Here is a 26,774-nt window from a genome sequence, read left to right on the forward strand (position 1 = left end):
AATTTTTCAATATGCATGTTCAATTAGGTTATTCAACTTCACCATCAATGTAATACCATTTTCCATCTTCCTTTAAAAAACGAGAGTGCTCTTTCAATTGATGCAATTGACCATCTTCTGAATAGGTTGCTTTAAATGAAACAAAACCTTCATTATCGACTTGAGCAGACAGATGTGCAGAGGTTACCTTTAACTTACGCCAATCGAGTTGGATTGAATCTTCAATACCTTCTTTAAACTCTTCGGCGTTACAAGTTGGGTGATAAGTATCAATAATATATTGAGTAAGTTTTTTTACATGAGCACTGTAGCGTGAGCGCATCAATAACTCTGGTGTTATTGCTAAAGCATGGTTGTTGTGAATAGGCTCACAACAAACAGAATAATTTTTTTTAGTACCACACGGGCAATGATTCGATTTAGACATTGATAATACTTGCTCTTTAATTTTCCATGTCATCTACCCATTCGGCAGATTCTTTGTAGCAATTTGTAAATTCTTCTTCAGTAATCTTCAAGGTGGCACAGCATTTTGAAACGATGTCCCAATTAGCTTTCTCATAACTTTCAATTGCTAAAATGAGCATACCAAGTGCACCTTTGCGTTCAGTAAGAGCTAGTTTTATTTCTGTTGAAATAGGTAAGTGCTGAATTAAGCTATTTAAAGGTTGGTCTAATAATGGTTCTAATAATGAAAATAAACCGACTAAGAATGCTTGGCTTGGTTCAAGTTTAATATTTGTTTTTGTTACGATAAGCTCACACAATTTCGCTCTATGAATCGACAATGTATACAGTGATTGCGGTTTATGTTGCGTGGCATGAGCAACGGCAACTAAAGAGATAAATTGACGTAACTTAGTTTCACCTAAATAAACTAGCGCTTGTTTAAATGAAGTAATCGGTTTGTCGATAATTGAAGAAGCATTAACAAAGCGCAATAACTTATAAGAGAGAGAAACATCTTGAACTAGATATTTTTCGACTGCGTTAAAATCGACAATAGGCGCTGATATTTCTTGGTACAACTGCATTATAGACAACTGGTTTGGCTGAATTGCTCTTTGTTGCAACATTTCAGGTTTGCTAAAGAAATAGCCCTGAAAATAAGTAAAACCCGCGGCTTTTGCTTGTTCGAATTCTTCGTAAGTTTCTACTTTTTCAGCTAAAAATGAGATGTTATATTTTTCACAGTGGCGAATAAACAATTTTGCTTTTAATATTGGGATCGCTCGAATATCAAATTTGATGATATCGATATAAGGTAAAAAAGGTGTCCATAGTGTGTTTGGTTCAAAATCATCTAGAGCGAGTTTATAGCCACGCTTAGATAATGTTTTGACGGCATCAAGCAGTTCTTGATTTGGAATGCAATCTTCGAGGATTTCAACCACTAAATTATTAGAGTTGAATAGTGTCGGTACTAAGTTGATTAAGCTTTGATGAGGAAAGTTTACAAATCCAAGTTTGTTATTTGTCGCATTACACTGAGAGCTTAAAAAATGGTCTGACAGTAATCGGCTCGTTGCTGCTTCTGCTTCAACTGCAGGAAAGGTGTTTTTTGGACCATCACGGAACAATAATTCATAACCAATCGTATTTTTTTTCAAGTCTAGGATCGGTTGACGAGCAACATATGAGTACATAACAACTATTCTCTACAGCGTGTTGAATCGAAACTTGTTTCATCATAGTCTTTTTACGGTAAAAAGACTATAAATCTCCTTATTGGATAGATAAGGACCGGTAATTAATGTGATTTATTTAAAACTTTTATTCTGAAGTGTATATTTATTGTTCTTAAATTCAAGAATAGATCCTTGAGTGTACCAATCACCAAGCACAATACGCGTCATTTCTTCTGAGTTGTGATTAAAAGTATGCACATTGGGACGATGTGTATGCCCGTGGATCAGTCTTTTAACGCCTTCTTCTCGCATTACTCTTTCTACTTCACTTTGAGTAACGTCCATAATCGTGAGTTTTTTGTGCTGTTTCTTTTCTTTGATTTTATCCTGCACATTTTTAACAATACGTTGGCGAATAAACAGAGGAATACGGTTAAATACCCATTGTAACCATGGTTGATGGACTTTAGCGCGAAACTCTTGATATTTGATATCATCAATACATAAGGTATCACCGTGCATGATAAGTACTTTTTCGTTATTGATATCAATCACCGTGTGATCGGCTAGGAGTTGAACTCCTGTTTCTTTACAAAAGCGTTTATTTAATAAAAAGTCACGATTACCCTGAATGAAGTAACACTCAACGCCTTGTTGGGTTAACGCTTGAAATGCCTCTTTAATTACCACATTAAAGGGAGAGTTATCATCATCACCGATCCAAAACTCAAACAAATCACCTAACACGTACAGTTTCTCGGCATGGATAGCCTCTGTATTCATAAAGTCTAAAAAACAATCAGTAATATCAGGGCGAAGAGGTGAGAGGTGAAGATCAGAAATAAATAAAATAGTCATAGAATGCTTTTTGTTGGAGTGGTGAAGTTGCTAGCCCTTAAGAAATAAGAGCCAGCATAAACAGAATTATTCTGTAATTGTAGTACCAGTAATGAATACTTCTTCAACTGGAACATCTTGGTGTACGTAACCGTAGTTACCAGTAGCAACACCTTTGATCTTATTTACTACGTCCATGCCTTCAACTACTTCAGCGAATACACAGTAACCCCAACCATCCATAGACTCAGATTTAAAATCTAGGAATTTATTGTCGTTTACGTTGATGAAGAATTGAGAACTTGCTGAATGCGGTTCCATAGTACGAGCCATTGCTAATGTACCTACTTTATTGCTTAGGCCATTATTTGCTTCATTTTTGATCGTAGCACGACCTGTTTTCTCTTCAAGACCAGAAGTCATGCCGCCGCCTTGAACCATAAAGCCATCAATTACACGGTGGAAAAGTGTATTGTCGTAAAAACCATCTTGACAGTATTGTAGGAAGTTAGCACAAGTTGCTGGTGCTTTATCTTCATGAAGCTTAACTGTGATGTCACCAAATGATGTGTGAAGGATGATCATGAAATTACCTTTGTAATTGTATTTAAATAGAATTTGATTTTACCTAAGATTAACGAGGATCTACAGGGAATTTTCTTGCTATCATTACTTAATATAGGTTTAATAGCCTTTATATATCCTTTAAACAAATAATGAGTAAAAAAAGAGCATGTTGAAAATATATAACTCAATTACACGTCAAAAAGAAGAATTTAAACCAATTACCGAAGGTAAAGTCGGTATGTATGTGTGTGGGGTTACCATTTACGACTTGTGCCACATTGGTCACGGCCGTACGTTTGTCTCTTTTGATGTGATTTCTCGTTATTTACGTTTCTTAGGTTACGACCTTACTTTTGTGCGTAATATTACCGATATTGATGACAAGATCATTAAGCGTGCTGCTGAGAATGGTGAAACATGTGATGCACTTACTGAGCGTTTAATTGCCGATATGCACGCCGATTTTGATGCGTTAAACATGAAACGTCCAGATGTTGAACCAAGAGCGACTGAATACATTTCAGAAATTATTGAATTGGTTGATCGTCTAATTGAACGCGGCTTTGCTTATGTTGCATCAAATGGTGATGTAATGTTTGAAGTGAAAAAATACGATGAATATGGTCGCCTTTCTCGCCAAGACCTTGAACAGCTTCAAGCAGGCTCTCGCGTAACCATTGAAGAAGCAAGCGTTAAACGCAGTGGTATGGATTTCGTTTTATGGAAAATGTCTAAGCCGGGTGAACCTACGTGGGAATCACCTTGGGGACCTGGTCGTCCTGGCTGGCATATTGAATGTTCAGCGATGAACTCCTCTATTCTGGGTAATCATTTTGATATTCATGGTGGTGGATCTGATTTAATGTTCCCACACCACGAAAATGAAATTGCGCAATCATGCTGTGCTCATGACTCTAAGTATGTAAATACATGGATGCACAGTGGCATGGTTATGGTTGATCGTGAGAAGATGTCTAAATCATTAGGTAACTTCTTTACTATCCGTGATGTGTTAGCACACTACGATTCAGAGACGGTTCGTTATTTCTTAATGTCTGGTCACTACCGTAGCCAATTAAACTACAGTGAAGATAACTTAAACCAAGCTCGTGCGTCATTAGAGCGTTTATATACGTCATTACGTGGTCTTGATTTAACGGTAACTCCTGCTGGTGGCGAAGAGTTTGTTACCCGTTTTTCTACGGCAATGAATGATGACTTTAATACGCCTGAAGCTTATTCGGTATTATTCGAAATGGCTCGTGAAGTAAACCGCCTGAAGACTGAAAATGTAGAAGCCGCTTCTAAATTGGGTGCGTTAATGCGCGAACTTGCTGATGTGTTAGGTTTGTTATCGCAAGAGCCAGAAGCTTTCTTACAAGGTAATAATGGCAGTGATGATGAAGTTGCTGAAATTGAAGCGTTAATTAAAGCACGTAATGACGCTCGTGCCGCAAAAGATTGGGCAGCTGCTGATGCGGCTCGTGATGCAATTGCTGCACTAAATATTGTACTTGAAGATGGCCCTGAAGGGACGACATGGCGTCGTAAGTAATCTTAACTAATTTTATTAAAGGGGCTGGTTTTCCAGCCTTTTTTATTGCCAATTTTATAAATTTTTAAACTTTAATAGAGGACACATTTGTGGCTCAAATGTACTTTTATTACTCAGCAATGAATGCGGGTAAATCAACGACACTTCTTCAATCGTCTTTTAATTATCAAGAACGAGGTATGAATCCTGCTATTTTTACCGCAGCGATTGATGACCGTTACGGTGTGGGTAAAGTAAGCTCTCGTATTGGTCTAGATGCTGATGCGCATTTATTTAATACTGATATGAATTTATTTGAAGCAATTAAAACGCTTCATGAAAAAGAGAAACTTCATTGTGTGTTAATCGATGAATGCCAATTCTTAACGAAAGAGCAGGTTTATCAATTGACTGAAGTGGTTGATAAATTAGATATTCCAGCATTGTGTTATGGTTTAAGAACGGACTTTTTAGGTGAGTTGTTTGAAGGCAGTAAATACTTATTGTCTTGGGCAGATAAATTAGTCGAGTTAAAAACGATTTGCCATTGTGGGCGTAAAGCGAATATGGTTATTCGTACTGATGAGCATGGGGTTGCTATTGCTGATGGCGATCAGGTTGCTATTGGTGGTAATGAATTGTATGTATCAGTTTGCCGTTTGCATTATAAAGAAGCGCTAGGTAAGTAAAGCTTACTTAAGTAATTCTATTGTTTTGAAAAGAAAGACCAAGCTCAGATGAATGAACTTGGTCTTTTTATTATTTATAAGGTTAATGTCGAAGGTTAGTTACAAGTAGAAATACCGACTTCTTTCCATACTCCCCACTCACCAGATTTTGATGGCTCATCACCTTTTGTCCACCATTTCGCTTCCCATACTTTACCTGCTTGTGATACTTGATCACCACCAGTATAAACGGCTGAAGCATCCCATGCGTTGTCACAAGTTAATGGTGGGTCACCAGCATCTTTCAGAACAGTTACGGTAACATTTGAAGTATCTGATGCCTGACCATCATTAACTGTTACAGAGAAGGTGAAAGGCGTATCTACAGTATAAGAGCCTGCTGTAAAGGTTACTTGAGAACCAATAACAGTAGCATCAATACCAGTAGGGATTACCCATGAATAGGTTAATGGATCATTGTCTGCGTCAGTTGATGTTGATGCGTCAAGAGTAACAACATCGCCTTTGTTTACCGATGTTGGAGCAACGATAACAGCTACAGGCGCGGTATTTACCGGTCCTGTACCTTCAATTGTTACTGAGACTGCTACTGAATCAGATGCCGCTGCACCTTTATCATCTGTAACGGTTAACGTGAACTGAAGTGTTTCAGATTGAGCAAAGGTATCAGTAGCAAAGCTTGGGTTAACTGAATCTGCACCAGTTAATGTCACTTTTGGTCCAGAAGTTTGTGTCCATGCATAAGAAACGATAGAACCGTCACTGTCAGATGATAATGAACCATCAAGTTGTACAGATGCAGGTGCAGTCACTGAAAGATCTACGCCGGCTTTAGCTATAGGTTTTTTGTTTGCAGGAGGCGTAACCGTTCCGTCGCCAGCAAGACCTTCTTGCATCGCATTTAGAATGTCACCATTATCTGCATCGATTTCCCATGCAAATAAACCACCTAAGCCAAGTGAACGAACGTATTCACCTTTAGCGAGTACAGATTGTTTATTATCATAAGTGATTAAGTCACCATTGCTTGGGTCATAAGCGTAAGCGGCTTGAGCAATATCATCATAACCCACTTCAACGCCTGCTTTATTTACGTAATTAGTCACCACATCTTTGTAATCAATTACGCCAGCTTCCCATGAGCCTGCAACTTTACCGTTACCAACCCCTGTCATTGGATTTGTCGGATCGGTCATGCTATCACGTGTAACACCAGTCCAACCACGTGCATACATAGCAGCACCTACAACCAGCTTCTTAGCATCAACACCTTGAGCAAGTAATAAGTCAATCGCATTAGTGATTGTATAAGCAGGTCCTTTACGAGGTTCGCCTTTATCATCAAGACCTGTACCATCACATTCGCCTTGAGACATATGTGTTCCACAGTTTAGCGCTGTTTGGTGACCAACAACATTATTCCAACCGCCGAAGAAATCGTATGTCATTGCAAAGATGTAATCCATATATTGAGATGCAGCAGCATAGTCAACATCTTCAATTTTGTCATAACCAGCACCGATTGCTGAGGTTAACTCATAGGTTTTTCCTGTTTCGGCACTTAATTCATCAAGCATTGCTCTTAGTTCTTGCATTAAAGCAACGTAAGCAGGACCGTCATTAACAGGGTCACCACCGGTTGCACTTGCACCGTCACCACCAGGGAATTCCCAATCAATATCTACACCATCATAAAACTTCCATGTTTTAAGGAACTGTTTAACTGACGCGACAAAAATATCTCGCTTGGATTTATCAACAAAGTCATAGAAAGGGTCTGATAAAGTCCAACCGCCGATTGATGGAACAATTTTAAGATCTGGATAGCGTTGTTTCAGCGCCATCATTTGACCATAAGTCCCTTTATAAGGCGTACTAAAAGAATGGCCTGATTGAGGTTGTGGCATTTGAACTGCAGCCCATGGGTCATGAATAACGACTTCATAATCAGGCGTCCCAGCACAAGCGCGGTTTAATGCTGCTAGGCTATTACCATTTTCAATTTCACCTAAAGAAGGGTTAGGGCCACAGATAGGAACAAACCCATAAAGAATATGCGTTAGATTCTGTGCTGGAATTTGGTCAACGGCAAATTTACGACCATAAACACCCCATTCAACAAAATAAGCTCCAGAAACCATTCCATCAGGTGTGGTGTAATTTCCATTGGCAGGATCGACATTCATTGGTAGCGGATCTAAATGGCTACCATCAGTATCGGCAACAACAATTGCTTTGGCTGCACTGGTGCTACATTCTTCTGTTGCACCTGAACCATTACAAAGTTCTACCGTCATTTCGTATTGGCCACCTTGACGAACTTGTAGAACTGTAGAGGCTTTTTGTGAAGCAGTAGGAGAAATCGCTTCTTCATGAACAACAACGCCATTTAATAACACGCGCCATTTTTCTGCAGATTCACCAGACCAACGATCCCAAGTAACAGGGACTTCAGCAAAGTCTTTTACTGTTACAAGATTTTTATATGATGTTGCGGCTTGATCAACTTCAATAATGGCAAAATCGGTTTCCATCCAAGAGATAATCGCTTGGCCTGGTGCTGCAGCATAGGTAGGCATTGATAGAGCAAGAGCGACAGCTCCAGAACAAAGCCCAAATTTTTTCTTTAACATAAATAACATCCTTGATAATGAATCCAAAAACGGATTACCGCAAAATATTCGCAGTGCTATTTATAATTATTCATATTTTATAAACTTCCAGTTGGTTGTGGCTGTTTGGCAGCAGCCTAAAAGTATTGAAGAGGTCAATTTGTAAGCGATGATTTTTTTTGAAGGGTGGTTCTAAATTATGATTTTTAAATATTGCATTAGATGCATCAGGCTTATTTCGCTTTTAAAAATATAAATATCTGTCTAATTTGTGTTCATTTATATTGTTTTTTAATGCGACATGTAGCATTTTTGTTGGGTTTTTATTCTAAATAATGAGTGTTTTTTAGATTGATTAGCGATGGATTCTATATTTTTATAGTTTTCTATATATTCAATCCGCAATAAGTTTAAAAGTTGGTCATTTATGCTGTTAATTGTGATGTTTTTAAAAATTATCAGGTGTTTTGTGACAAAAATGTGGCAAATTCCTTCAATGATTGATAATGTTGCCCTCGAATCTTCGATGGATTTATCTTTTTTAAGACGTATTTAACGTTTTTTAGATGATAAATGATTGGCAAGTCGTTCTGCCCGAAGTATGTCATGGATGCAAAATAGAATGTATTGGAGTTAATGCATGTATAAGAATAAAATTACACAAGCAATCTTGCTTGGTGGCCTGTCACTAACACTAGCTGGCTGTGGAGATAAACCTGCAGAGCAACCAGTGAAAGAAACAAAACCTGCTGAAAAACCAGTATCAACAGAAGTTGTTTACGCTGACGTTCAAGAACTGACTCGTGGTAACGGTACTGAAGTTGCAACGCTTGATCCTCATAAATCGCAAGGTGTTCCCGAATCCCACGTAATCCGTGATCTACTGGAAGGTCTTGTAAATCAAGATGCTGACGGTAATACGATCCCAGGTGTGGCTGAAAGCTGGGAAACGACAGATAACAAAAATTTTGTTTTCCATTTACGTAAAGATGCTAAATGGTCAAATGGCGATCCTGTAACAGCAGATGATTTTGTATACAGTTTCCAACGTGCTGTTGATCCTGCTACAGCATCGCCATACTCTTGGTATATGGAATATACTAAGATGGTAAATGCAAAAGACATCATTGCTGGTAAAAAAGATAAGAGTGAATTAGGTGTTAAAGCGATTGATGCAAATACACTAGAGATTCAGCTTGATACAGCAGTACCATATTTTGTAATGATGATGGGCCACACAACAGTGAAGCCTGTGCATCAAGCAACAGTTGAAGAATTTGGCGATAAGTGGACTAAACCAGGTAACTTTGTTGGTAATGGTGCATTTGTTGTTAAAAACTGGGTTGTAAACGAGCGCTTAGAGCTAGTTCGTAACGAACAGTACTGGGATAATAAAGATACAAAACTTGATAAAGTAACGTTCTTACCAATCGAAAACCCAGTAGCTGAAATGAACCGTTTCTTATCTGGTGAAATCAGCTTCACTTCTACGCTTCCAACAGAGCACTTTAAGCGTCTTCAAAAAGAAGAACCAGAGTCTGTATCTGTTGAAGGCAGCCTGTGTACTTATTACTACTCGTTCAATACTCAAAAGAAACCATTTGATGATGTACGTGTTCGTAAAGCAATCTCTTACGCTATCGACCGTGATATCGTGTCAGGTGCTATCTTAGGTCAAGGTCAAAAACCGGCTTACTTCTTAACACCTGAAATCACAGCGGGCTTTAATCCTGAGCTTCCTGCTTACGGTAAGATGACTCAAGAAGAGCGTAATGCTGAAGCGAAACGTTTACTAGCAGAAGCTGGCTTCGGTCCTGAGAATCCACTTAAGTTTACCCTTCTATACAACACATCTGAAAACCATAAAAAGATCGCAGTTGCCGCTGGTTCTATGTGGAAGAAGACGCTTGGTCTAGAAGTTTCACTAGAAAACCAAGAATGGAAAACGTACCTAGACTCAAAAGATCAAGGTCAATTTGAAGTTGCCCGTGCCGGTTGGTGTGGTGATTATAACGAAGCGTCTTCTTTCTTAACTTTAATGGTAAGTAAGAACACAACAGGTGGTAAACACTACCTAAGCGCTGAGTATGATGCATTAATTGACAAAGCACTAAAATCAACATCTGAAGAAGAGCGTACTGCTATCTATCTACAAGCTGAACAGCTTTTAGCAGAAGACATGCCAATCGCACCTATCTATCAGTATGTTCGTTCTCGTCTATTGTCTCCACAAGTAGGCGGCTTCCCAGCAGAAAATGCGGAAGAAAAAATCTACTCAAAAGATCTATACATCAAAGCTAATTAATCATTAGCAAATAAAACTATAAAAAAAGTCACTGCACGCAGGATAGCGTGTAGTGACTAGATCTACCTCTATTTTATTTTTGTCACAGACTGGAAGAGTGAATTATGTTTCAATTCATTATCAAACGGATCCTTGAAGCAATCCCAACTATGTTGGTTTTGATCACTATCTCATTTTTCTTAATGAGATTCGCACCGGGTAATCCATTTTCTACAGAGCGCCCACTTCCGCCTGAAGTAATGGCGAACATCAATGCAAAGTATGGTTTAGATAAGCCTGTCTTTGAACAATACACAACGTATCTTGGAAACATTCTGCAAGGTGATTTTGGACCATCATTTAAATACCAAGATTACACAGTTAATGAGTTGGTTGAAGCGGCGTTACCTGTATCTGCAAAAGTGGGTTTCTTTGCCTTTATCTTTACCGTTGTACTTGGTGTATCTATTGGTACCTTAGCAGCATTAAGGCAAAATACCTGGCTCGATTACAGTATCATGTCCACCGCCATGGTCGGGGTGGTAATGCCATCCTTTGTGTTGGCACCAGCCCTTATTTATTTATTCTCAATTGAACTTGGTTGGTTCCCTGCAGGTGGGTGGCATGATGGTTCATTCAAATACATGTTCTTACCAATCTTGGGTATGTCATTTCTTTACGTTGCAACTTTCGCTCGTATTACCCGCGGTAGCATGATTGAAACTCTTAACAGTAACTTTATCCGTACAGCTCGAGCAAAGGGATTAAGCTACCGCTATATCGTTCTAAAACATGCGTTAAAACCAGCAATGCTGCCTGTTGTTTCTTATATGGGTCCTGCGTTTGTAGGTATTATTACCGGCTCAGTCGTTATCGAAACTATTTTTGGTCTACCAGGCATTGGTAAGTTATTCGTAAACGCAGCCTTTAACCGTGATTATTCGTTAGTAATGGGGGTGACCATCTTAATTGGTTTCCTATTCATTTTATTCAACGCCATTGTTGATGTGTTACTAGCAATAATTGACCCGAAAATTCGTTATTAATAGGGAACGGACGTATGTTAACTAAAAAAGAAAATTTAGAAGCGATCGAAAAGTTCTCAGAAAATCTTGAGATTGAAGGTCGAAGTTTATGGCAGGATGCTCGTCTGCGTTTTATGCGAAATAAAGCGGCGATGATCAGTCTTTTTATTCTTACTTTAATGACGTTAGCGGTTATTTTTCTGCCGATGTTCAGTCAATATGCATATGATGATACCGATTGGTATGCGCTGCATGCTGCTCCAAGTGCAGAGCATTTATTTGGCACCGATAGCTTAGGTCGTGATTTGTTTGTTCGTACTTTAGTTGGTGGCCGAATCTCATTGATGGTTGGTATCTTAGGTGCGTTAGTTGCGGTACTTATCGGAACTCTTTACGGCGCAACATCAGGGTTTGTTGGCGGTAAAGTTGACCGAGTTATGATGCGTTTCATTGAGATTTTATACGCGGTTCCATTTATGTTCCTAGTCATCGTATTAGTGACATTCTTTGGTCGTAATATCGTACTTATCTTTGTTGCTATCGGTGCGATTGCTTGGCTAGATATGGCTCGTATCGTTCGAGGCCAGACACTGAGTTTACGTAGCAAAGAGTTTATCGAAGCTGCACACGTGTGTGGTGTGAGTAAGTGGGGCATCATCACTCGCCATATCGTACCAAACGTATTAGGTATTGTTGCTGTTTATTCAACATTGCTTATTCCAAGTATGATCCTAACTGAATCTTTCCTATCTTTCCTAGGTCTAGGTGTTCAAGAGCCGATGACAAGTTGGGGTGCCTTGCTTCAAGAGGGCTCTCAAACAATGGAAGTGGCAATTTGGCAGTTAACTTTCCCCGCTTTATTTATGGTCGTTACCTTATTCTGCTTTAACTATGTGGGTGATGGTTTACGTGATGCGCTGGATCCAAAAGACAGATAACTCTCTGTGTGGACAGTTAATTATTAAACAAATTTGAGCAGGAAAGAATTATGAGTTTATTAGATGTAAAAGATCTGCGTGTAGAGTTTACAACTCAAGATGGTAACGTAACCGCAGTAAACGATTTAAACTTCTCACTTCAACAAGGTGAGACATTAGGCATTGTTGGTGAATCTGGCTCTGGTAAGTCACAGACAGTATTTGCACTAATGGGCCTATTAGCTAAAAACGGTATTATCACGGGTAGTGCAAAGTTTGAAGGCAAAGAAATTCTTAACCTTCCTGAAAAAGAGCTAAACAGTATTCGTGCTGAACAGATGGCGATGATTTTCCAAGATCCAATGACATCGCTTAATCCGTACATGAAAGTTAGCGACCAGCTAATGGAAGTATTAATGCTACATAAAGGCATGGGTAAAGCAGAAGCGTTTGAAGAATCTGTCCGAATGCTAGAAGCGGTTAAAATTCCAGAAGCTCGTAAACGTATTACTATGTACCCACATGAATTCTCAGGTGGTATGCGTCAGCGTGTGATGATAGCAATGGCATTATTATGTCGTCCTAAGTTACTTATTGCAGATGAGCCAACAACTGCTCTTGATGTAACTGTACAAGCACAAATCATGGAATTATTAAATGAGCTGAAGAGTGAATTTAATACGGCAATTATTATGATTACCCACGATTTGGGTGTGGTTGCAGGGTCATGTGACAAAGTGCTTGTAATGTACGCTGGCCGTACAATGGAATACGGCACAGTAAATGAAATATTTTATGAACCAAGTCACCCATATGCAGAAGGTCTATTAAAAGCGATTCCGCGTTTAGATCAAGAAGGTGAGATTTTACCAACGATTCCTGGTAATCCACCTAACTTACTTCGTTTACCAACGGGTTGCCCTTATCAAGAGCGCTGCCATCGAGTAATGAGCCGTTGTAAGCAAGAAGCTCCGATCTTATTGCCGTTTGGTCAAGATAGATTACGTGCTTGTTTTTCTGATCAGGAGACGTGGTAATGTCAGCAGATAAAAATTTAATCTTAGATGTAAAGAATCTAAAAGTTCACTTTAGCATTGCATCAAAATCAGTATGGCCATGGGCTAAACCTGCGAACTTAAAAGCAGTAGATGGTGTAAATGTTCGCTTATATGAAGGCGAAACACTGGGTGTCGTAGGTGAGTCCGGCTGTGGTAAATCAACGTTTGCTCGTGCAATTATCGGTTTGGTAGAAGCAACAGAAGGCGAAGTAGTTTGGCTAGGTCAAGATCTAACTAAGCTAGAAGATGAGCCTCTACGTCAGAAGCGTAAAGAAATTCAAATGATCTTCCAAGATCCATTGGCCTCTCTTAACCCACGTATGACAGTTGGCGATATCATTGCTGAGCCACTGCAAACCTTCTACTCGAAGTTAACGAAAGAAGAAGTGAAAGATAGAGTAAAAGAGATGATGGCGAAGGTAGGCTTATTACCTAACGTAATTAACCGTTACCCTCATGAATTCTCTGGTGGTCAGTGTCAGCGTATCGGTATTGCTCGTGCACTAATTCTAAAGCCTAAAATGATCATCTGTGATGAGCCTGTATCTGCTTTAGATGTATCGATTCAAGCACAGGTAGTAAACTTACTTAAAGAGTTGCAAAAAGAGCTTGGCTTAAGTTTAGTCTTTATTGCCCACGATTTATCTGTCGTTAAGCATATCTCAGATCGCGTATTGGTTATGTATTTGGGTAATGAGGTTGAACTTGGCGAGTCTGATGCGTTGTTTAGTGACCCTAAGCACCCATACACTAAAGCGCTGATGTCAGCGGTTCCAATTCCAGATCCAAAGCTTGAGAGAGCAAAAGTGATTGAGATGCTAGAAGGGGATTTACCTTCACCTATTAATCCACCATCTGGTTGTGTATTCCGTACTCGTTGCCCTCAAGCTACAGATATATGTGCACAGACTAAACCAGAGCTAAAAGGAACAGATGTACACGCCGTTTCTTGTTTAGCGGTAACCGATATCTAATGTAAAAAGCCATCATAATTCGATGAATTATGATGGCAATTTCAGTTTTTAATCATTCAGCCTGTGACAGGCTTAAGCGCGATAATCTATTTATATCGCGCTTTTTTTATGTCTATACCAATCTACATAAGTATTTGATCATTCTTACTTGTGAAAATCGATTATATCTGCGTTATAACTTTTGTAATTAGATCCACTAGTTACTGCAATTTATGCCTTGCTCTAATCGATTTTTCCTACGCAATTATCTGAACAACTACTTATCCAGAATGGTATTATTCTGCTTCGCCGTCAATGTCAGCAAACCAGTAACCGATATTTACAAATTGCAGTAAATTAGCCACTGAATGTGGATCTTGCAATAAACCCTCAATATCGAGTTGTGTGAATTCTGACGTTTCACATAAAGCAATCACATCATTTTTTACGCTTAAAGGGAAAACATAGCTTTCACCATCAATATAAAGTGTCATGTTATCTTCACATGTTTCGACTTCATGATAGAAAGCTCGAATTCCAGCGACTTTAATCAGAGCTTGACCTGACTGTAAATAGCTAATTAATTCCTCAGTTGTCCATTTTTCAGAATCAGGAAGGATATTTAAATGATGGCGTGAATTACTTAAATATTCACCCATAAATTGCTTTAGCGTTTGTTCATCCGACATAGCATTTAACATCATTGCTTTTAAATCTTCAAAGCTCTGCGTGCTAATTTCAGTACCGTGACTTTGCGCTTGAAGATCTGGATTGTGGTAATGCACATCACCTTTGTCATTCTCAATAATGAAGTCAGCAAAGTTACTCACTAGCTCTTGTTCTTTTGGAGAACGAAAACCTGCAGAATAACTCATTGATGGTTCTAATGCATAACCGTCATGTGGGAAGCCTGGTGGGATATAAAGAATATCACCAGGTTCTAAGATTTGATCGATAATAGGGTCAAAACCCGTGATTTGTTTTAGTGCACTATGGCGGTGTTCTTCTTGATATTCGCCAATATCGCCAACTCGCCAGTGGCGTTTCCCTTGACCTTGAATGATAAATACATCGTATTGATCAATGTGTGGACCTACGCCACCATCAGGTACTGAATAGCTGATCATGATGTCATCAAATAACCAGTTTGGCATTTGTTTGAATGGCTTGAATAGTTCAGCCGCACCTTCGTGCCAGTGGTTAGCCGCTTGAACAATAATAGACCAATTGGTTTCACCAAGCGTATCGAACAGTTCTTCGCTTAATGGGCCGTGTTCCGCTTTCCATTCGTTGTTTAAGTTAGAAACAAAGCGAGAATCCACGTCATTTTCTAGCGTTAAGCCAGCGAGTTCCTCAGGTGTAACAGGATCTTGAAAATTTTCAAAACCGCCTTTGATAATGACGGGTTTCTTTTGCCAATATTCAGCAAGGAATTCTTTTAACGAAAAGCTTAATTGATACATAATTGTTTCCAATAAAAATGCCCGATAGTCGGGCATTTAAAATAAATGTAAAGTGAAAGTAGAGCTTAGAATTTCACGTTATTATGGTATTGGCTCAGGATCTCTACCATTTTTTCCATGGTTTCTTTAGAAGGAGGATTAACCCCTTCAAGAGGGTAATCAAGTCCCATAGCTTGCCATTTGTGGGCACCTAATTGGTGGTATGGAAGCAGCTCTATTTTCTCAATGTTGTCCATGTCTTTAATGAACTCACCAAGTAGATGAGCGGATTCTTCATCATCAGTGTAACCTGGGACAATAACGTAACGGATCCATGTTTTTTGGCCGATTTTATGTAAATAACGAGCAAAATCAAGAACTCGAGTGTTAGATACGCCAATAAACTCTTTATGAACATCATCTTTCATTTGTTTTAGATCAAGCATAACAAGATCTGAAACTTCTAATACTTCATCAATCACATCAGTGTGTTTACGAATGTAGCCATTCGTATCTAGGCAGGTATGCATACCTTCGGCTTGTGCAGCACGGAAGAAGTCACGTACAAACTCAGGTTGAAGCATTGCTTCGCCACCAGAACAGGTAATGCCACCGCCAGATGCTTTCATAAAGTGACGATAGCTTTTTGCTTCTTCAATTAATTCAGTAACGGTAACTTCTTTACCTTCATGCGTGTCCCAAGTATCGCGGTTATGGCAATACATACAACGCATTAAACAACCTTGTAAAAAGATGATAAAGCGAATACCTGGACCATCAACGGTACCACAAGATTCAAAAGAGTGAATACGACCTACAGACATGACGACATTTCTCCGAACTATAATTATGTGGCCATTTTATTACACTTTGGACCAATTAAGTAGGGCAAACCAGAGAGAAATAGGGGGAATTATGAGGAAAGTGGAAATAAAAAAGCCCCACCAAAATGGCAGGGCTTAATGCTACTTAATTAACGCTGAAATTATAGAGTTTCAGTGAAAGTACGTGCGATTACGTCTTTTTGTTGTTCAGTAGTTAGAGAGTTAAAACGCACAGCGTAACCCGATACACGGATAGTCAGTTGTGGGTAGTTCTCTGGGTGCTTAACTGCGTCTTCTAGAGTTTCACGGTTAAGAACGTTTACGTTAAGGTGTTGACCACCCTCTACGTTAGCTTCGTGGTGGAAGTAACCATCCATTAGGCCAGCAAGGTTAGAACGACGGTTGTCATCGTCTTTACCTAGTGCGTTAGGAACGATAGAGAATGTGTAAGAGATACCATCTTGTGCATCAGCAAACGGTAGTTTACCTACTGAAGTTAGAGATGCTACAGCACCTTTCTCATCACGGCCGTGCATTGGGTTAGCACCAGGAGCAAAAGGAGCACCTGCTTGACGACCATCTGGTGTGTTACCAGTTTTCTTACCGTATACAACGTTAGATGTAATAGTAAGAATTGATTGAGTAGGGATAGCGTTACGGTACATTTTAAGCTTACGGATTTTACCCATGAACGTAGAAACTAGTTCACATGCGATATCATCAACGCGAGCGTCGTTGTTACCAAATTTAGGGTAATCACCTTCGATGTCGAAATCGATAGCGATGCCATCTTCGTCACGAATTGGTTTAACTGTAGCGTACTTGATTGCAGCTAGAGAATCGGCAGCAACAGATAGACCAGCAATACCACAAGCCATTGTACGACGAACGTCACGGTCATGAAGAGCCATTAGAGACGCTTCGTAGCTGTACTTGTCGTGCATGTAGTGGATAGAGTTCAATGCTGTAACGTATTGAGTTGCTAACCAATCCATGAAGTGATCTAGACGATCCATTACTTTAGCGTAATCAAGAACTTCATCAGTCATTGGCGCTTCTTTAGGGCCAACTTGGATTTTTAGCTTCTCATCAACACCGCCGTTGATTGCGTAAAGCATAGTTTTCGCAAGGTTAGCACGAGCACCGAAGAACTGCATTTGCTTACCAACGATCATTGGAGATACACAACAAGCGATTGCGTAGTCATCTGATGCTAAGTCAGGACGCATTAGGTCATCATTTTCGTACTGGATAGAAGAAGTATCGATAGATACTTTCGCACAGAAACGTTTGAAGCCGTCAGGCAGTTGCTCAGACCAAAGAACCGTGATGTTTGGCTCTGGAGAAGGACCCATTGTGTAAAGGCTGTTTAGGAAACGGAAGTTAGTACGTGTAACTAGAGTACGACCGTCAAGACCCATACCACCCATAGATTCTGTAGCCCAGATTGGGTCACCAGAGAATAGTTCATCGTATTCAGGAGTACGTAGGAAACGAACCATACGTAGCTTCATTACGAAATGGTCGATCATTTCTTGAGCTTGTTCTTCAGTTAGAAGACCAGCGTCGATATCACGTTGGATGTAGATGTCTAGGAAAGTCGAAGTACGACCTAGAGACATTGCAGCACCGTTTTGAGATTTAACAGCAGCTAGGTAGCCGAAGTAAGTCCACTGAATTGCTTCTTGCGCAGTAGTTGCTGGCTCAGAGATATCACAACCGTATTTAGCTGCCATAACTTTGATTTGACCTAGAGCACGGTGTTGCTCAGCAATTTCTTCACGAAGTTGCATTGTAGCAGTTAGATCTTCGCCTTTTTCAAAACGTTCTTGTAAAGAAGCGAATTGAGCTAGTTTGTCTTTGATTAGGAAATCAATACCGTAAAGTGCAACACGACGGTAATCACCAATGATACGACCACGGCCGTATGCATCAGGAAGACCAGTTAGAACACCTGATTTACGACAGTTTAGGATGTCTTTAGTGTAGATATCGAAAACACCAGCATTGTGTGTTTTACGGTACTCAGAGTAGATTTTTGAAACCATAGGATCAAGTTCGCGATCGTATGCTTTACAAGAACCTTCAACCATACGCACACCGCCGTTAGGGATGATTGCACGTTTTAGAGGCGCTTCTGTTTGAAGACCAACGATTGTTTCAAGGTCTTTTTCAATGTAACCCGCATCGTGAGATGTGATGGTAGAGATAACTGAAGTATCAAAATCAACAGGTGCGTGAGTTGCGTTTTCCTGTTTGATGCCTTCCATTACTTTAGCCCAAAGCTTGTTAGTTGCTTCAGTACCTTCAGAAACTAGGAATTCTTCGTCACCTTCATAAGGTGCATAGTTCTTTTGGATGAAATCGCGAACGTTAACTTCGTTTTGCCACTCACCGTCTGCAAAACCTGTCCAAGCTTTAGCAAATTGCTCTGCCATGATATACCTACCTTTTTAGTAGAAAAAATTCGTACTATTCATAATGGGCTTGAGCTGCCCACATCCTCGTTAGAGGTAAAACAGTACACTCAATTTAATAACAATATAAATGATTATAAAATTTAGCCTATAAGCATTTATATTGCGACTAACCGTTCGATTTTTCAATACTACCTTAAACTTTTTTTGCAAACCTTAAACTAAATCAATAAATCTTCAATTTTTTTAATAAAATGGGGTAATTTATTTTATTACCCCATAAGTATTATACGTGAGGTGTCACTATTATAGTAGTGCCTTGATGCCGTATTGACCTTCAAGCATGCCAACTGCAAGCATTGCAATTAAACAAATTACTAATACACCGCCAGGAATAACAATACGGTCAACAAAAGAAAGTGTCTTAGGACGTTCTTTATCACCAATCAAACCATTGTTATCAAGAAGCATAGTCATAGCCCAAGCTAAAACTGGGTTTGCTACTGCTGCGGCAAAGATACAAATACCTGCAGATTGTGCGTCTTTGTTTTCTTTAACCATTTGAACACCGGCTTCAAGCATTGGTAAGAATACACCAACTAATAGAGCCATACACATTACTGGTGGCCATACTGCAACATCCATAGGGAAGCCAAGGATAGCAATAATCATTACGATTGTACCAAGAAGGATAGCACCACCTGGGATCGGACGCTTAGCAATTGCTGCTGGGATCATATACGTACCCCAAGAAGATGTGATGTTACCACCACCAACTGCAGTACCTACCATTTGACGGATAGAACACATTGTCATCGTGTCATCAACGTCCATTAGTACTTTTTCAGTACGACGAGGGTAGTTAAGTTCTTGGAAGATACGGTGACCAAGGAAATCAGGTGACCACATTGCAACCGCTAGGATAGCAAAAGGTAGAGAAGCTAAGAAGTGCTGCAGGTTTGGTAAACCAAGCATCCAACCTTCTTCAGTTGACCCCCACCAGTAAACAGGGTTTAGGTTAGGGATACCCATCTCAGTTTCAAACTTAAGATCAAAACCAGCACCAAGAGCAAGTGCAACTGCTAAACCAGCAAACGCACAAGCAGGGATTGCTAACCAGCGTTTGTTAATACGAGCAAGATAAGCGTATAGAACAATGTTTACTGCTAATACGATTAAACCAATGTAGCCTAACTCGCCTTCAAGACCAGTAGACCAAGCTTGTATATTGCTAATCTGACCCATTGCTCCACTGAAGCCAAGGAAGACAAGAAGACCACCAGCAACCCCTTCAGAGGTTAAGTTGACTAACTTGGAACCGCCTTTGAAATAACTCAATAGTAAGCCGAATACACCTAATAAAATGGCAAGAGCAAGAGGGTGTGCACCAGCTAACGCGATCGCACCGATAAGTGGGATCATTGGGCCATGGTTACCTGCAAGGTTAGCGCGAGGGTTAAAGAAACCAGAGGCTAGAATACAGAATAAAAAAGCAGGGATAAGCATTTCTACACGAGCAACTTCAATGGCAAATTCTTTACCTAAGTTGATGTGTGGCCATGCTTGAGTAAGGCCATCAGCCCAAGACATCATTACCGCAGAGTACATTGCAATGATGCCGATAGTTCCGGCTAAAGCAGGAACAAGATCTTCAAGTTCAAAGCGGAAGTCACGACCAGGTAGGTTTAAACCAAAGCGGCGTGGTTTCATAATTTGCAGTTCATGATCTAGGTAATCTGAACGGCTATCGAACTCAGAAGCTGGGCGATGTAACTCGCTATAGCTCTTTTCGTTCTGCTCTTTGTCTATAGACATAGAATCCTCATAATAGAATTTTAAGTATTAAAAAATCAATAAGTAGATATTGATGTTGTTCTTGTTATTTTCGCCGAGTGTAGCACACGAAAATTAAGCCAATGATTGATCTTGATCACTATATAATTGTATATGAAAGAAAACTACAAAATGAGACGGTTAATACTTTGGTGCTATTATGTTAATGATAGAGTTGTTATTAAATTTCTCCTTTAATAACAGTCCTCTACAGTGTTTTTGATGCATTTTATTAATGGTATCAACAATATTGAACTTGTTAATAATTCTTAATAAAAAACAAATTATAGCAGTAATTCGTTTACATGTAGTACATATACTACGTGCTAGTTTTACTGTACTTAAACATAAATACACAGAAAATAAATGTTTTAATATTGTTAATGTGAAATTGAATAGAAATTGTAAAATAACGGCCAAAAGTGAATGATATTCTTTTTAAATTAAATTTAAATTTTTCACGCTTCTGATTTTTGTTCGTTATTCATACTTTGGTTAATAAATTGTTGCTTGTGATAATTTTGAGTGTTAAATTCTAAGAATAAAGTGAAAAGCAAACGATTAATGTGTATTGAATTAGGAGTTATGGCGCATGAAGGATGCTGTCGCGCTAGAAGTGAAAGACTTACATAAACATTTTGGACAAAATGAAGTATTAAAAGGTATTTCCCTAGAGGCTAATAAGGGTGATGTAATCTCAATTATTGGCTCATCTGGTTCAGGTAAGAGTACCTTCCTGCGTTGTATCAACTTACTTGAAACACCAACTCATGGCGAAATTTGGGTCAATGGTGAATTGATTGAGATGAAAAACAATCGTTTAGGTGAAGCAATCCCCTCCAATGAAAAACAAGTTCAACGAATACGCTCACGTCTTGCTATGGTTTTTCAAGGTTTTAACCTATGGTCACACATGACGGTGTTACAAAATGTAATCGAAGCACCAATACATGTTTTGGGTGTGCCGAAAGCCGAAGCTATTGAAAAAGCGGAACAACTTTTAAAACAAGTCGGTCTTTACGAGCGTAGGGACTATTACCCTGGGCACTTATCAGGAGGCCAACAGCAACGTGCAGCAATAGCACGAGCATTAGCGGTAGATCCTGAAGTGATGTTATTTGATGAACCAACTTCAGCACTTGATCCTGAGTTGGTTGGTGAAGTTCTTGGGGTTATGCGAGATCTTGCTGAAGAAGGCCGAACTATGTTGGTAGTGACGCATGAAATGGCGTTTGCACGAGATGTTTCTAATCATGTGATGTTTTTACATCAGGGTTTAGTAGAAGAGCAGGGTGATCCCGCTAAGCTATTTACTAATCCAGAATCAGATCGTTTAAAGCAGTTTATCTCATCTATCTATTAGAAATCGATAGATGGCTGAGTAATATAAAGAAACACAGCTTATAAATATAAAAATCGTTAGTTACAGGAGCAAGGAAATGAAGAAGTGGTTATTAGCAGCCGTTGTGGCATCTACAGCAGTCACTGGTGCAGCTCAAGCAAAAGAATGGAAGCAAATTCGATTTGGTATTGAAGGAGCATATCCTCCTTTTAGTTGGACTGAGCCTTCAGGTGAACTAAAAGGGTTTGATGTTGATATGGCAAATGCCTTATGCAAAGAGATGGAAGCGCGCTGTAAAATCGTAGCGCAAGATTGGGATGGCATTATTCCATCATTGCTGGCTCGTAAATACGATGCGATTATCGCAGCTATGTCGATTACTGAAGAACGTAAAAAGAAAATTGATTTTACAGAAAAATACGCACTGATCCCAAATAAATTTGTCGCTAAGAAAGGCACTGATTTAGTCATGACTAAAGAGGGTCTTAAAGGCGTCACTGTTGGTGTTCAGCGTGCGACAACACACGACAAATATTTAACTGATAATTTCGGTAAAGGTGTTGATCTTAAGCGTTACGGTTCATTTGATGAAGCGTATTTGGATCTAAAAGCAGGTCGTATTGATACGGTTCTTGGTGATGCATCAGCATTAGAAGAGGGGCTGATTAATAAACCAGGTGGCAAAGCCTATGAGTTTGTTGGTCCATCACTAACGGATCCAAAGTGGTTTGGCGATGGTTTTGGTATTGCAACTCGTAAGCAAGATAAAGATTTAACTAAGCAGCTGAATGCAGCAATTCAATCTTTACGCGAAAAGGGTATTTATCAAGAGATTGCAGCTAAATACTTTAACTATGATGTTTATGGTGAATAAAAGCCAATAGGTAAGCATAAAAAGGGAAGAGGCAATAGCTTTGTCTCTTCTACTATTTCTAATACTTATATTTATACCAATAAAGGACAATTATTTTTATTGGTTTAAGTATTAAAGCGAAAGCTTGGAAGCAGTATGTTAGATTTACAAGGATATGAATCCTCCATCTTAGACGGAGCCATGGTTACACTTCAAGTAGCTATACTGTCTCTTATCTTAGCAGTTTTTTTAGGTCTATTAGGGGCGCTCGCTAAAATGGCACCTTATCGTTGGGCTAGAGGTATTGCTACTCTCTATACTACGGTTGTTCGTGGTATCCCTGATCTTGTTTTGATGATGCTGTTATTTTTTGGCGGTCAAATGCTGCTTAATAATGGGTTATACGCAACTAATGAATGGATTAATGAGTGGATGACCAACTCTAATCCTGACCATGAATGGATATCTTACCTTCCAGATTATATTGAAATCAGTCCGTTTATTGCAGGTATTTTAACTATTGGTTTTATCTTTGGTGCTTACATGGCTGAAACATTTCGCGGTGCCATTATGGCGGTTGACCGTGGTGAAATGGAAGCTGCAAAAGCGTATGGTATGAGTGGAGCGATGGCTTTTCGTCGTATCCTCTTTCCTCAAATGCTTCGCCATGCCTTACCAGGTTTTGGTAATAATTGGTTAGTTTTATTAAAAACCACTGCGCTGGTTTCAATTATTGGTTTAGAAGATATGGTTCGAGTCAGCTCAATGGCTGCTGGTACGACTAAAATGCCATTTACTTTCTATATGTCCGTCGCGTGTATTTTCTTACTATTTACTGCTATATCAACAGGTGCTTTAAAACTTGTTGAGCGTAAATTCAGCATTCATATGAGGTAAGCATGGATTTTTCAATCATTATTGAGAGCCTACCTGTGTATTTAGAAGGGCTTTGGACTACGGTTTGGTTAGTGACTCTTTCTCTTATTGTTGGCTTATGTATTGCTGTCCCTTCAGCAATAGCAAGAAACAGTAATAATCCATTAATTTGGGTGCCCGCTTGGGCGTATATTTACTTTTTCCGTGGGACACCATTACTTATTCAGCTATACCTAATTTATTATGGGATGGATCAGTTTTTTCCCGTGAAAGATACACTATGGGAGCACGCATCATTTTGTGCTTTAGTGGCATTTGCATTAAATACGGGCGCATATACAGCTGAAATTGTTCGTGGATCAATTAATGGATTACCACAAGGTGAGATAGAAGCAGCAAAAGCGTATGGAATGAGTCAATTTCAGACCTATAAACGCATTATTTTACCTAGTGCTTTGCGTAGAGCGCTTCCCGCTTACAGTAATGAAGTGATCTTTATGCTCCATGGTTCAGCGATTGCAGGTATCGTTACTTTAATGGATTTAACAGGCGCAGCTCGCTTAGTGAATTCGCGATACTACGCGCCATTTGAGTCATATATAGCGGCTGGTTTATTCTATATGTGCTTAACGTTTATTATCATTTTTGTATTTAAGCAATTAGAAACTCGACTGCTTAGATTTATGAGGCCGTTAAGTTAACTGTATTTTAAACATAGAAAAAGAGCACAAGATGTGCCCTTTTTTTGTTAATATCAATAGAACAAGTAAATGGTCAGATTTGCTCTTGAGGAGATGGTTATGAACTTATCATTTTTATTGATAAGGCTAGTAAAATTAGTCGTGATTTGCGCATTGTTTTTGAGTGTTTTTGATTTCATAGAGCATGGCGAAATTCTTTGGTACCAACGTTGGTTCTAAGTATAAAAAAGAGCACTGTCCTGTGCTCTTTTTTACTTTATAACCACTAATTAAAATGATGACTATATTGCGTCATTTAAAAATAAATTAACACCCGTCAGTTCACTGACCTCATCAAGATAATTCTTTAAATGAGGTGGGAAGTCTAATCCTTTAACGACAGTTAAATTACGAATAAATGGGAAAAAGTTAATATCATCCCATGTGATTTTATTGCCTTTTTCTGATGGTAGCGTAATGAAATTAACATCAACCAATAATGGATTTAATTGTTTAATATAATCATTACTTTGAGTTAGCGCTTGCTCAAAGGGCATACCAATAAACGCTTCTTTTTTCTCTGTATACCAAGTAATTGCTTCAGGTCGTTGAAACTCTTGTAAATTTAGTTGAGTCCAACGAGGGAAGGTAAGATTAAAGAATAAAGGACGAGCAGTATCTAACCACTCAGAAATCTCATCGGCGTGAGTCGCTTGCTCAATAACAGAGTGATGATCGTGCTTATCCAGAAACTCTGCGATGTCCAAGCTTTCCGCCATGTAGCTGCCGTCTTCTTTCTCTAAAATAGGTACCATGTTTGCACCGACTTTCTCAATTCGGCTATCTACATCATCATTCTGCATATAGATGAATTCAATAGGCTGATTTTTAATACCAGCAACCATTTTAGCTTTCATACAAAACGGACAATGCTCAAATAAGAATAATTTCATACTACTTCCTTATTAAAAAAGCCCCACGCTAGAATGTAAGGTAGGGCTTTAAATCGTTATTTAAATGTAGACCAGATTGGGGCGTGATCAGACGGTTTTTCAATGCCACGTAATTCGTAATCAATACCTGCTTCTGTGCATTTAGCTGCAAGTGTTGGTGTAGCCATTACCACATCAATACGAAGGCCACGGTTATCAACAAAGCCTTTAGAGCGGTAATCAAACCATGAGTACTGATCGGTCACTTCTGGATGAAGGTTACGGAAGGTATCTTCAAAACCCCAGTCTTTTAATGTTTGTAACCATTCACGCTCTTCTGGCTGGAATGAACACTTACCTGTTTTTAACCAGCGCTTCGCATTTGGTTCACCAATACCAATATCTGAATCTATAGGGCTGATATTAATGTCACCCATAATGATCAGTTCTTCATCGCTCTTATGGTGAGTGTTTAGGTGAGTCATGAGATCTTTATAGAACTGGCGTTTGTACGGGAATTTAGTTTCATGCTTGATGTTATCACCCTGTGGGAAATAACCATTCATAACCGTGAATTGTGAGCCATCTTCACGTTGATGTGTTGTCATTATCATACGTTTTTGATGTTCTTCGGTATCCGTATCAAACCCATACTGAACAGAGATAGGCTCTTGTTTACATAGCATAGCAACACCGTAATGCGCTTTTTGGCCATGGAAGTAGACTTTGTAGCCCATCGCCTCGACGGCTTCGACAGGGAACATTTCGTTATGTACTTTGATCTCTTGAAGACCAATAACATCAGGGTTGTGCTTATCAATAATCGCTTGAAGTTGATGAAGGCGAGCACGGAGGCCATTTATGTTGAATGAGATTACTTTCATTATGGTTAAAGTCCTTGTTTTTATTTTGAATCCTATGAAGAAAGGATCTTTTAATACAACGATATTACCATTAATTTGATAGAGAAGTTAATTCATTAACTTAGCCGTAGGCTTGCATGTCTCACAGTGCCATGTGCATTTCTGTTGCCCAAAGCCCGCTTTTATCCATGCCATTGTTACGCTAGTCGATGGGTTACAAAGAGCCTCTTTATTACATAAGCTACAGGTTTTCCATTGTGAAGGTTGTTGCTGCTTTTGAGTTTGTACTATGTGCATTTTAATGCCTCTTTTATATTATCGAAAACAAAGTAACTGTATATTTGAACAGTGGTTTTGGCAAGTAATAAAAAGAGGAATTCGACGTTTTATTTCTTACAGGCACAAAAAAAGCCAACTCATTTCTGAATTGGCTTTTTGATCTCTTACGAGATAAATAATGGTGGAGGGGGACGGATTCGAACCATCGAAGCTTTCGCGGCAGATTTACAGTCTGCTCCCTTTGGCCACTCGGGAACCCCTCCAGCGGGCTTTTTTATACTTAATTAGCTCGTTTCCCAACGGAGCAATCAAGTTATCTCAATCGTTAC

Annotated in this window: 23 protein-coding genes and 1 tRNA gene; 11 read left to right on the forward strand and 13 right to left on the reverse strand. The window is 39.2% G+C overall.

Going from position 1 to position 26,774, the window contains the following annotated elements:
• Window positions 1-28: 28 nt before the first annotated feature.
• The 4 genes from PVK71_RS17340 to PVK71_RS17355 all read right to left on the reverse strand — a co-directional run bounded on the left by PVK71_RS17340 (window position 29) and on the right by PVK71_RS17355 (window position 3,050).
• Complete coding sequence (locus PVK71_RS17340; protein WP_274419742.1) at window positions 29-460, reverse strand: YchJ family metal-binding protein; 432 nt, start codon at window positions 458-460, stop codon at window positions 29-31.
• Window positions 444-1,646 (reverse strand): EAL and HDOD domain-containing protein, encoded by a 1,203-nt coding sequence (locus tag PVK71_RS17345; protein ID WP_274421870.1) that lies wholly within the window; start codon window positions 1,644-1,646, stop codon window positions 444-446. The genes PVK71_RS17340 and PVK71_RS17345 overlap by 17 nt, the downstream gene beginning before the upstream one ends.
• Window positions 1,647-1,760: 114 nt before the next feature.
• Window positions 1,761-2,486, reverse strand: a complete 726-nt coding sequence (lpxH, locus tag PVK71_RS17350) for a UDP-2,3-diacylglucosamine diphosphatase (RefSeq protein WP_274419744.1) — start codon at window positions 2,484-2,486, stop codon at window positions 1,761-1,763.
• A 66-nt stretch (window positions 2,487-2,552) separates the two neighbouring features.
• Window positions 2,553-3,050: a peptidylprolyl isomerase gene (locus PVK71_RS17355; RefSeq protein ID WP_130047438.1), complete on the reverse strand. Its 498-nt coding sequence runs from the start codon at window positions 3,048-3,050 to the stop codon at window positions 2,553-2,555.
• Between the two features lie 148 nt (window positions 3,051-3,198).
• Here PVK71_RS17355 and cysS point away from each other — a divergent pair, with 148 nt between their 5' ends.
• Together cysS and PVK71_RS17365 are read left to right on the forward strand one after the other, a co-directional pair.
• Window positions 3,199-4,587, forward strand: coding sequence for a cysteine--tRNA ligase (gene cysS / locus PVK71_RS17360; protein WP_130047439.1), 1,389 nt, complete (start codon window positions 3,199-3,201; stop codon window positions 4,585-4,587).
• Window positions 4,588-4,676: 89 nt separating this feature from the next.
• The gene (locus PVK71_RS17365) at window positions 4,677-5,255 is read left to right on the forward strand and encodes a thymidine kinase (RefSeq protein ID WP_122033096.1); all 579 of its coding nucleotides are present in this window, start codon (window positions 4,677-4,679) and stop codon (window positions 5,253-5,255) included.
• Between the two features lie 95 nt (window positions 5,256-5,350).
• Here PVK71_RS17365 and PVK71_RS17370 read toward each other — a convergent pair whose 3' ends face one another.
• Entirely contained in the window at window positions 5,351-7,888 is a 2,538-nt protein-coding gene (locus tag PVK71_RS17370) for a glycosyl hydrolase family 18 protein (RefSeq protein ID WP_274419747.1), read from the reverse strand.
• 619 nt (window positions 7,889-8,507) lie between these two features.
• Between PVK71_RS17370 and PVK71_RS17375 the strand changes: the two genes are divergently transcribed.
• The 5 genes from PVK71_RS17375 (at window position 8,508) to oppF (ending at window position 14,125) form a co-directional block, all read left to right on the forward strand.
• Complete coding sequence (locus PVK71_RS17375) at window positions 8,508-10,172, forward strand: ABC transporter substrate-binding protein (RefSeq protein WP_130047441.1); 1,665 nt, start codon at window positions 8,508-8,510, stop codon at window positions 10,170-10,172.
• A 104-nt stretch (window positions 10,173-10,276) separates the two neighbouring features.
• A complete protein-coding gene (gene oppB, locus PVK71_RS17380) occupies window positions 10,277-11,197 on the forward strand; it encodes an oligopeptide ABC transporter permease OppB (RefSeq protein WP_130060003.1) in 921 nt (306 codons plus the stop codon).
• A 14-nt stretch (window positions 11,198-11,211) separates the two neighbouring features.
• The gene (gene oppC, locus PVK71_RS17385) at window positions 11,212-12,114 is read left to right on the forward strand and encodes an oligopeptide ABC transporter permease OppC (RefSeq protein ID WP_130047443.1); all 903 of its coding nucleotides are present in this window, start codon (window positions 11,212-11,214) and stop codon (window positions 12,112-12,114) included.
• A 50-nt stretch (window positions 12,115-12,164) separates the two neighbouring features.
• Complete coding sequence (locus PVK71_RS17390; RefSeq protein WP_130047444.1) at window positions 12,165-13,130, forward strand: ABC transporter ATP-binding protein; 966 nt, start codon at window positions 12,165-12,167, stop codon at window positions 13,128-13,130.
• Complete coding sequence (oppF, locus tag PVK71_RS17395) at window positions 13,130-14,125, forward strand: murein tripeptide/oligopeptide ABC transporter ATP binding protein OppF (protein WP_274419748.1); 996 nt, start codon at window positions 13,130-13,132, stop codon at window positions 14,123-14,125. Before PVK71_RS17390 ends, oppF begins: the two co-directional genes overlap by 1 nt.
• Window positions 14,126-14,400: 275 nt before the next feature.
• Here the strand turns inward: oppF and PVK71_RS17400 are convergent, their stop codons facing one another.
• The 4 genes from PVK71_RS17400 to PVK71_RS17415 all read right to left on the reverse strand — a co-directional run bounded on the left by PVK71_RS17400 (window position 14,401) and on the right by PVK71_RS17415 (window position 20,602).
• Window positions 14,401-15,567, reverse strand: coding sequence for a cupin domain-containing protein (locus tag PVK71_RS17400; RefSeq protein ID WP_274419749.1), 1,167 nt, complete (start codon window positions 15,565-15,567; stop codon window positions 14,401-14,403).
• A 65-nt stretch (window positions 15,568-15,632) separates the two neighbouring features.
• Window positions 15,633-16,370, reverse strand: a complete 738-nt coding sequence (gene pflA, locus PVK71_RS17405; protein ID WP_130045549.1) for a pyruvate formate lyase 1-activating protein — start codon at window positions 16,368-16,370, stop codon at window positions 15,633-15,635.
• Between the two features lie 161 nt (window positions 16,371-16,531).
• A complete protein-coding gene (pflB, locus tag PVK71_RS17410; RefSeq protein WP_130045550.1) occupies window positions 16,532-18,808 on the reverse strand; it encodes a formate C-acetyltransferase in 2,277 nt (758 codons plus the stop codon).
• 285 nt (window positions 18,809-19,093) lie between these two features.
• The gene (locus PVK71_RS17415; RefSeq protein ID WP_130045551.1) at window positions 19,094-20,602 is read right to left on the reverse strand and encodes a DUF3360 family protein; all 1,509 of its coding nucleotides are present in this window, start codon (window positions 20,600-20,602) and stop codon (window positions 19,094-19,096) included.
• Between the two features lie 610 nt (window positions 20,603-21,212).
• On the opposite strand from PVK71_RS17415, the gene PVK71_RS17420 reads away from it, so the two are divergent.
• From PVK71_RS17420 to PVK71_RS17435, 4 genes are all read left to right on the forward strand, one after another.
• Window positions 21,213-21,983: an ABC transporter ATP-binding protein gene (locus PVK71_RS17420; protein WP_130045552.1), complete on the forward strand. Its 771-nt coding sequence runs from the start codon at window positions 21,213-21,215 to the stop codon at window positions 21,981-21,983.
• A 76-nt stretch (window positions 21,984-22,059) separates the two neighbouring features.
• Window positions 22,060-22,836 (forward strand): ABC transporter substrate-binding protein, encoded by a 777-nt coding sequence (locus PVK71_RS17425; protein ID WP_130045553.1) that lies wholly within the window; start codon window positions 22,060-22,062, stop codon window positions 22,834-22,836.
• A 135-nt stretch (window positions 22,837-22,971) separates the two neighbouring features.
• Window positions 22,972-23,712, forward strand: coding sequence for an ABC transporter permease (locus PVK71_RS17430; RefSeq protein WP_130045554.1), 741 nt, complete (start codon window positions 22,972-22,974; stop codon window positions 23,710-23,712).
• A gap of 2 nt (window positions 23,713-23,714) precedes the next feature.
• On the forward strand, window positions 23,715-24,392 hold the full coding sequence (locus PVK71_RS17435) for an ABC transporter permease (RefSeq protein ID WP_130045555.1): 678 nt from the start codon (window positions 23,715-23,717) through the stop codon (window positions 24,390-24,392).
• A 281-nt stretch (window positions 24,393-24,673) separates the two neighbouring features.
• On the opposite strand, the gene grxB is transcribed toward PVK71_RS17435, so the two are convergent.
• From grxB to PVK71_RS17455, 4 genes are all read right to left on the reverse strand, one after another.
• Window positions 24,674-25,324: a glutaredoxin 2 gene (grxB, locus tag PVK71_RS17440; RefSeq protein WP_274419750.1), complete on the reverse strand. Its 651-nt coding sequence runs from the start codon at window positions 25,322-25,324 to the stop codon at window positions 24,674-24,676.
• Window positions 25,325-25,380: 56 nt separating this feature from the next.
• The gene (gene xthA / locus PVK71_RS17445) at window positions 25,381-26,187 is read right to left on the reverse strand and encodes an exodeoxyribonuclease III (protein WP_274419751.1); all 807 of its coding nucleotides are present in this window, start codon (window positions 26,185-26,187) and stop codon (window positions 25,381-25,383) included.
• Between the two features lie 87 nt (window positions 26,188-26,274).
• Window positions 26,275-26,463: a hypothetical protein gene (locus PVK71_RS17450; RefSeq protein ID WP_274419787.1), complete on the reverse strand. Its 189-nt coding sequence runs from the start codon at window positions 26,461-26,463 to the stop codon at window positions 26,275-26,277.
• A gap of 161 nt (window positions 26,464-26,624) precedes the next feature.
• Window positions 26,625-26,708: transfer RNA gene (locus PVK71_RS17455), tRNA-Tyr, on the reverse strand.
• Window positions 26,709-26,774: the final 66 nt, after the last annotated feature.

The organism is Aliivibrio sp. S4MY1 (assembly GCF_028765545.1).
GTDB lineage: Bacteria > Pseudomonadota > Gammaproteobacteria > Enterobacterales > Vibrionaceae > Aliivibrio.

Excerpts from the sequence above, each read along its gene's own strand:
- PVK71_RS17340 (WP_274419742.1), bottom strand. The coding sequence starts at position 460 with ATGACATGGAAAATTAAAGAGCAAGTATTATCAATGTCTAAATCGAAT.
- PVK71_RS17345 (WP_274421870.1), bottom strand. The coding sequence starts at position 1,646 with ATGTACTCATATGTTGCTCGTCAACCGATCCTAGACTTGAAAAAAAAT.
- lpxH (WP_274419744.1), bottom strand. The coding sequence starts at position 2,486 with ATGACTATTTTATTTATTTCTGATCTTCACCTCTCACCTCTTCGCCCT.
- PVK71_RS17355 (WP_130047438.1), bottom strand. The coding sequence starts at position 3,050 with ATGATCATCCTTCACACATCATTTGGTGACATCACAGTTAAGCTTCAT.
- cysS (WP_130047439.1), top strand. The coding sequence starts at position 3,199 with ATGTTGAAAATATATAACTCAATTACACGTCAAAAAGAAGAATTTAAA.
- PVK71_RS17370 (WP_274419747.1), bottom strand. The coding sequence starts at position 7,888 with ATGTTAAAGAAAAAATTTGGGCTTTGTTCTGGAGCTGTCGCTCTTGCT.
- PVK71_RS17375 (WP_130047441.1), top strand. The coding sequence starts at position 8,508 with ATGTATAAGAATAAAATTACACAAGCAATCTTGCTTGGTGGCCTGTCA.
- oppB (WP_130060003.1), top strand. The coding sequence starts at position 10,277 with ATGTTTCAATTCATTATCAAACGGATCCTTGAAGCAATCCCAACTATG.
- oppC (WP_130047443.1), top strand. The coding sequence starts at position 11,212 with ATGTTAACTAAAAAAGAAAATTTAGAAGCGATCGAAAAGTTCTCAGAA.
- PVK71_RS17390 (WP_130047444.1), top strand. The coding sequence starts at position 12,165 with ATGAGTTTATTAGATGTAAAAGATCTGCGTGTAGAGTTTACAACTCAA.
- oppF (WP_274419748.1), top strand. The coding sequence starts at position 13,130 with ATGTCAGCAGATAAAAATTTAATCTTAGATGTAAAGAATCTAAAAGTT.
- PVK71_RS17400 (WP_274419749.1), bottom strand. The coding sequence starts at position 15,567 with ATGTATCAATTAAGCTTTTCGTTAAAAGAATTCCTTGCTGAATATTGG.
- pflA (WP_130045549.1), bottom strand. The coding sequence starts at position 16,370 with ATGTCTGTAGGTCGTATTCACTCTTTTGAATCTTGTGGTACCGTTGAT.
- pflB (WP_130045550.1), bottom strand. The coding sequence starts at position 18,808 with ATGGCAGAGCAATTTGCTAAAGCTTGGACAGGTTTTGCAGACGGTGAG.
- PVK71_RS17415 (WP_130045551.1), bottom strand. The coding sequence starts at position 20,602 with ATGTCTATAGACAAAGAGCAGAACGAAAAGAGCTATAGCGAGTTACAT.
- PVK71_RS17420 (WP_130045552.1), top strand. The coding sequence starts at position 21,213 with ATGAAGGATGCTGTCGCGCTAGAAGTGAAAGACTTACATAAACATTTT.
- PVK71_RS17425 (WP_130045553.1), top strand. The coding sequence starts at position 22,060 with ATGAAGAAGTGGTTATTAGCAGCCGTTGTGGCATCTACAGCAGTCACT.
- PVK71_RS17430 (WP_130045554.1), top strand. The coding sequence starts at position 22,972 with ATGTTAGATTTACAAGGATATGAATCCTCCATCTTAGACGGAGCCATG.
- PVK71_RS17435 (WP_130045555.1), top strand. The coding sequence starts at position 23,715 with ATGGATTTTTCAATCATTATTGAGAGCCTACCTGTGTATTTAGAAGGG.
- grxB (WP_274419750.1), bottom strand. The coding sequence starts at position 25,324 with ATGAAATTATTCTTATTTGAGCATTGTCCGTTTTGTATGAAAGCTAAA.
- xthA (WP_274419751.1), bottom strand. The coding sequence starts at position 26,187 with ATGAAAGTAATCTCATTCAACATAAATGGCCTCCGTGCTCGCCTTCAT.
- PVK71_RS17450 (WP_274419787.1), bottom strand. The coding sequence starts at position 26,463 with ATGCACATAGTACAAACTCAAAAGCAGCAACAACCTTCACAATGGAAA.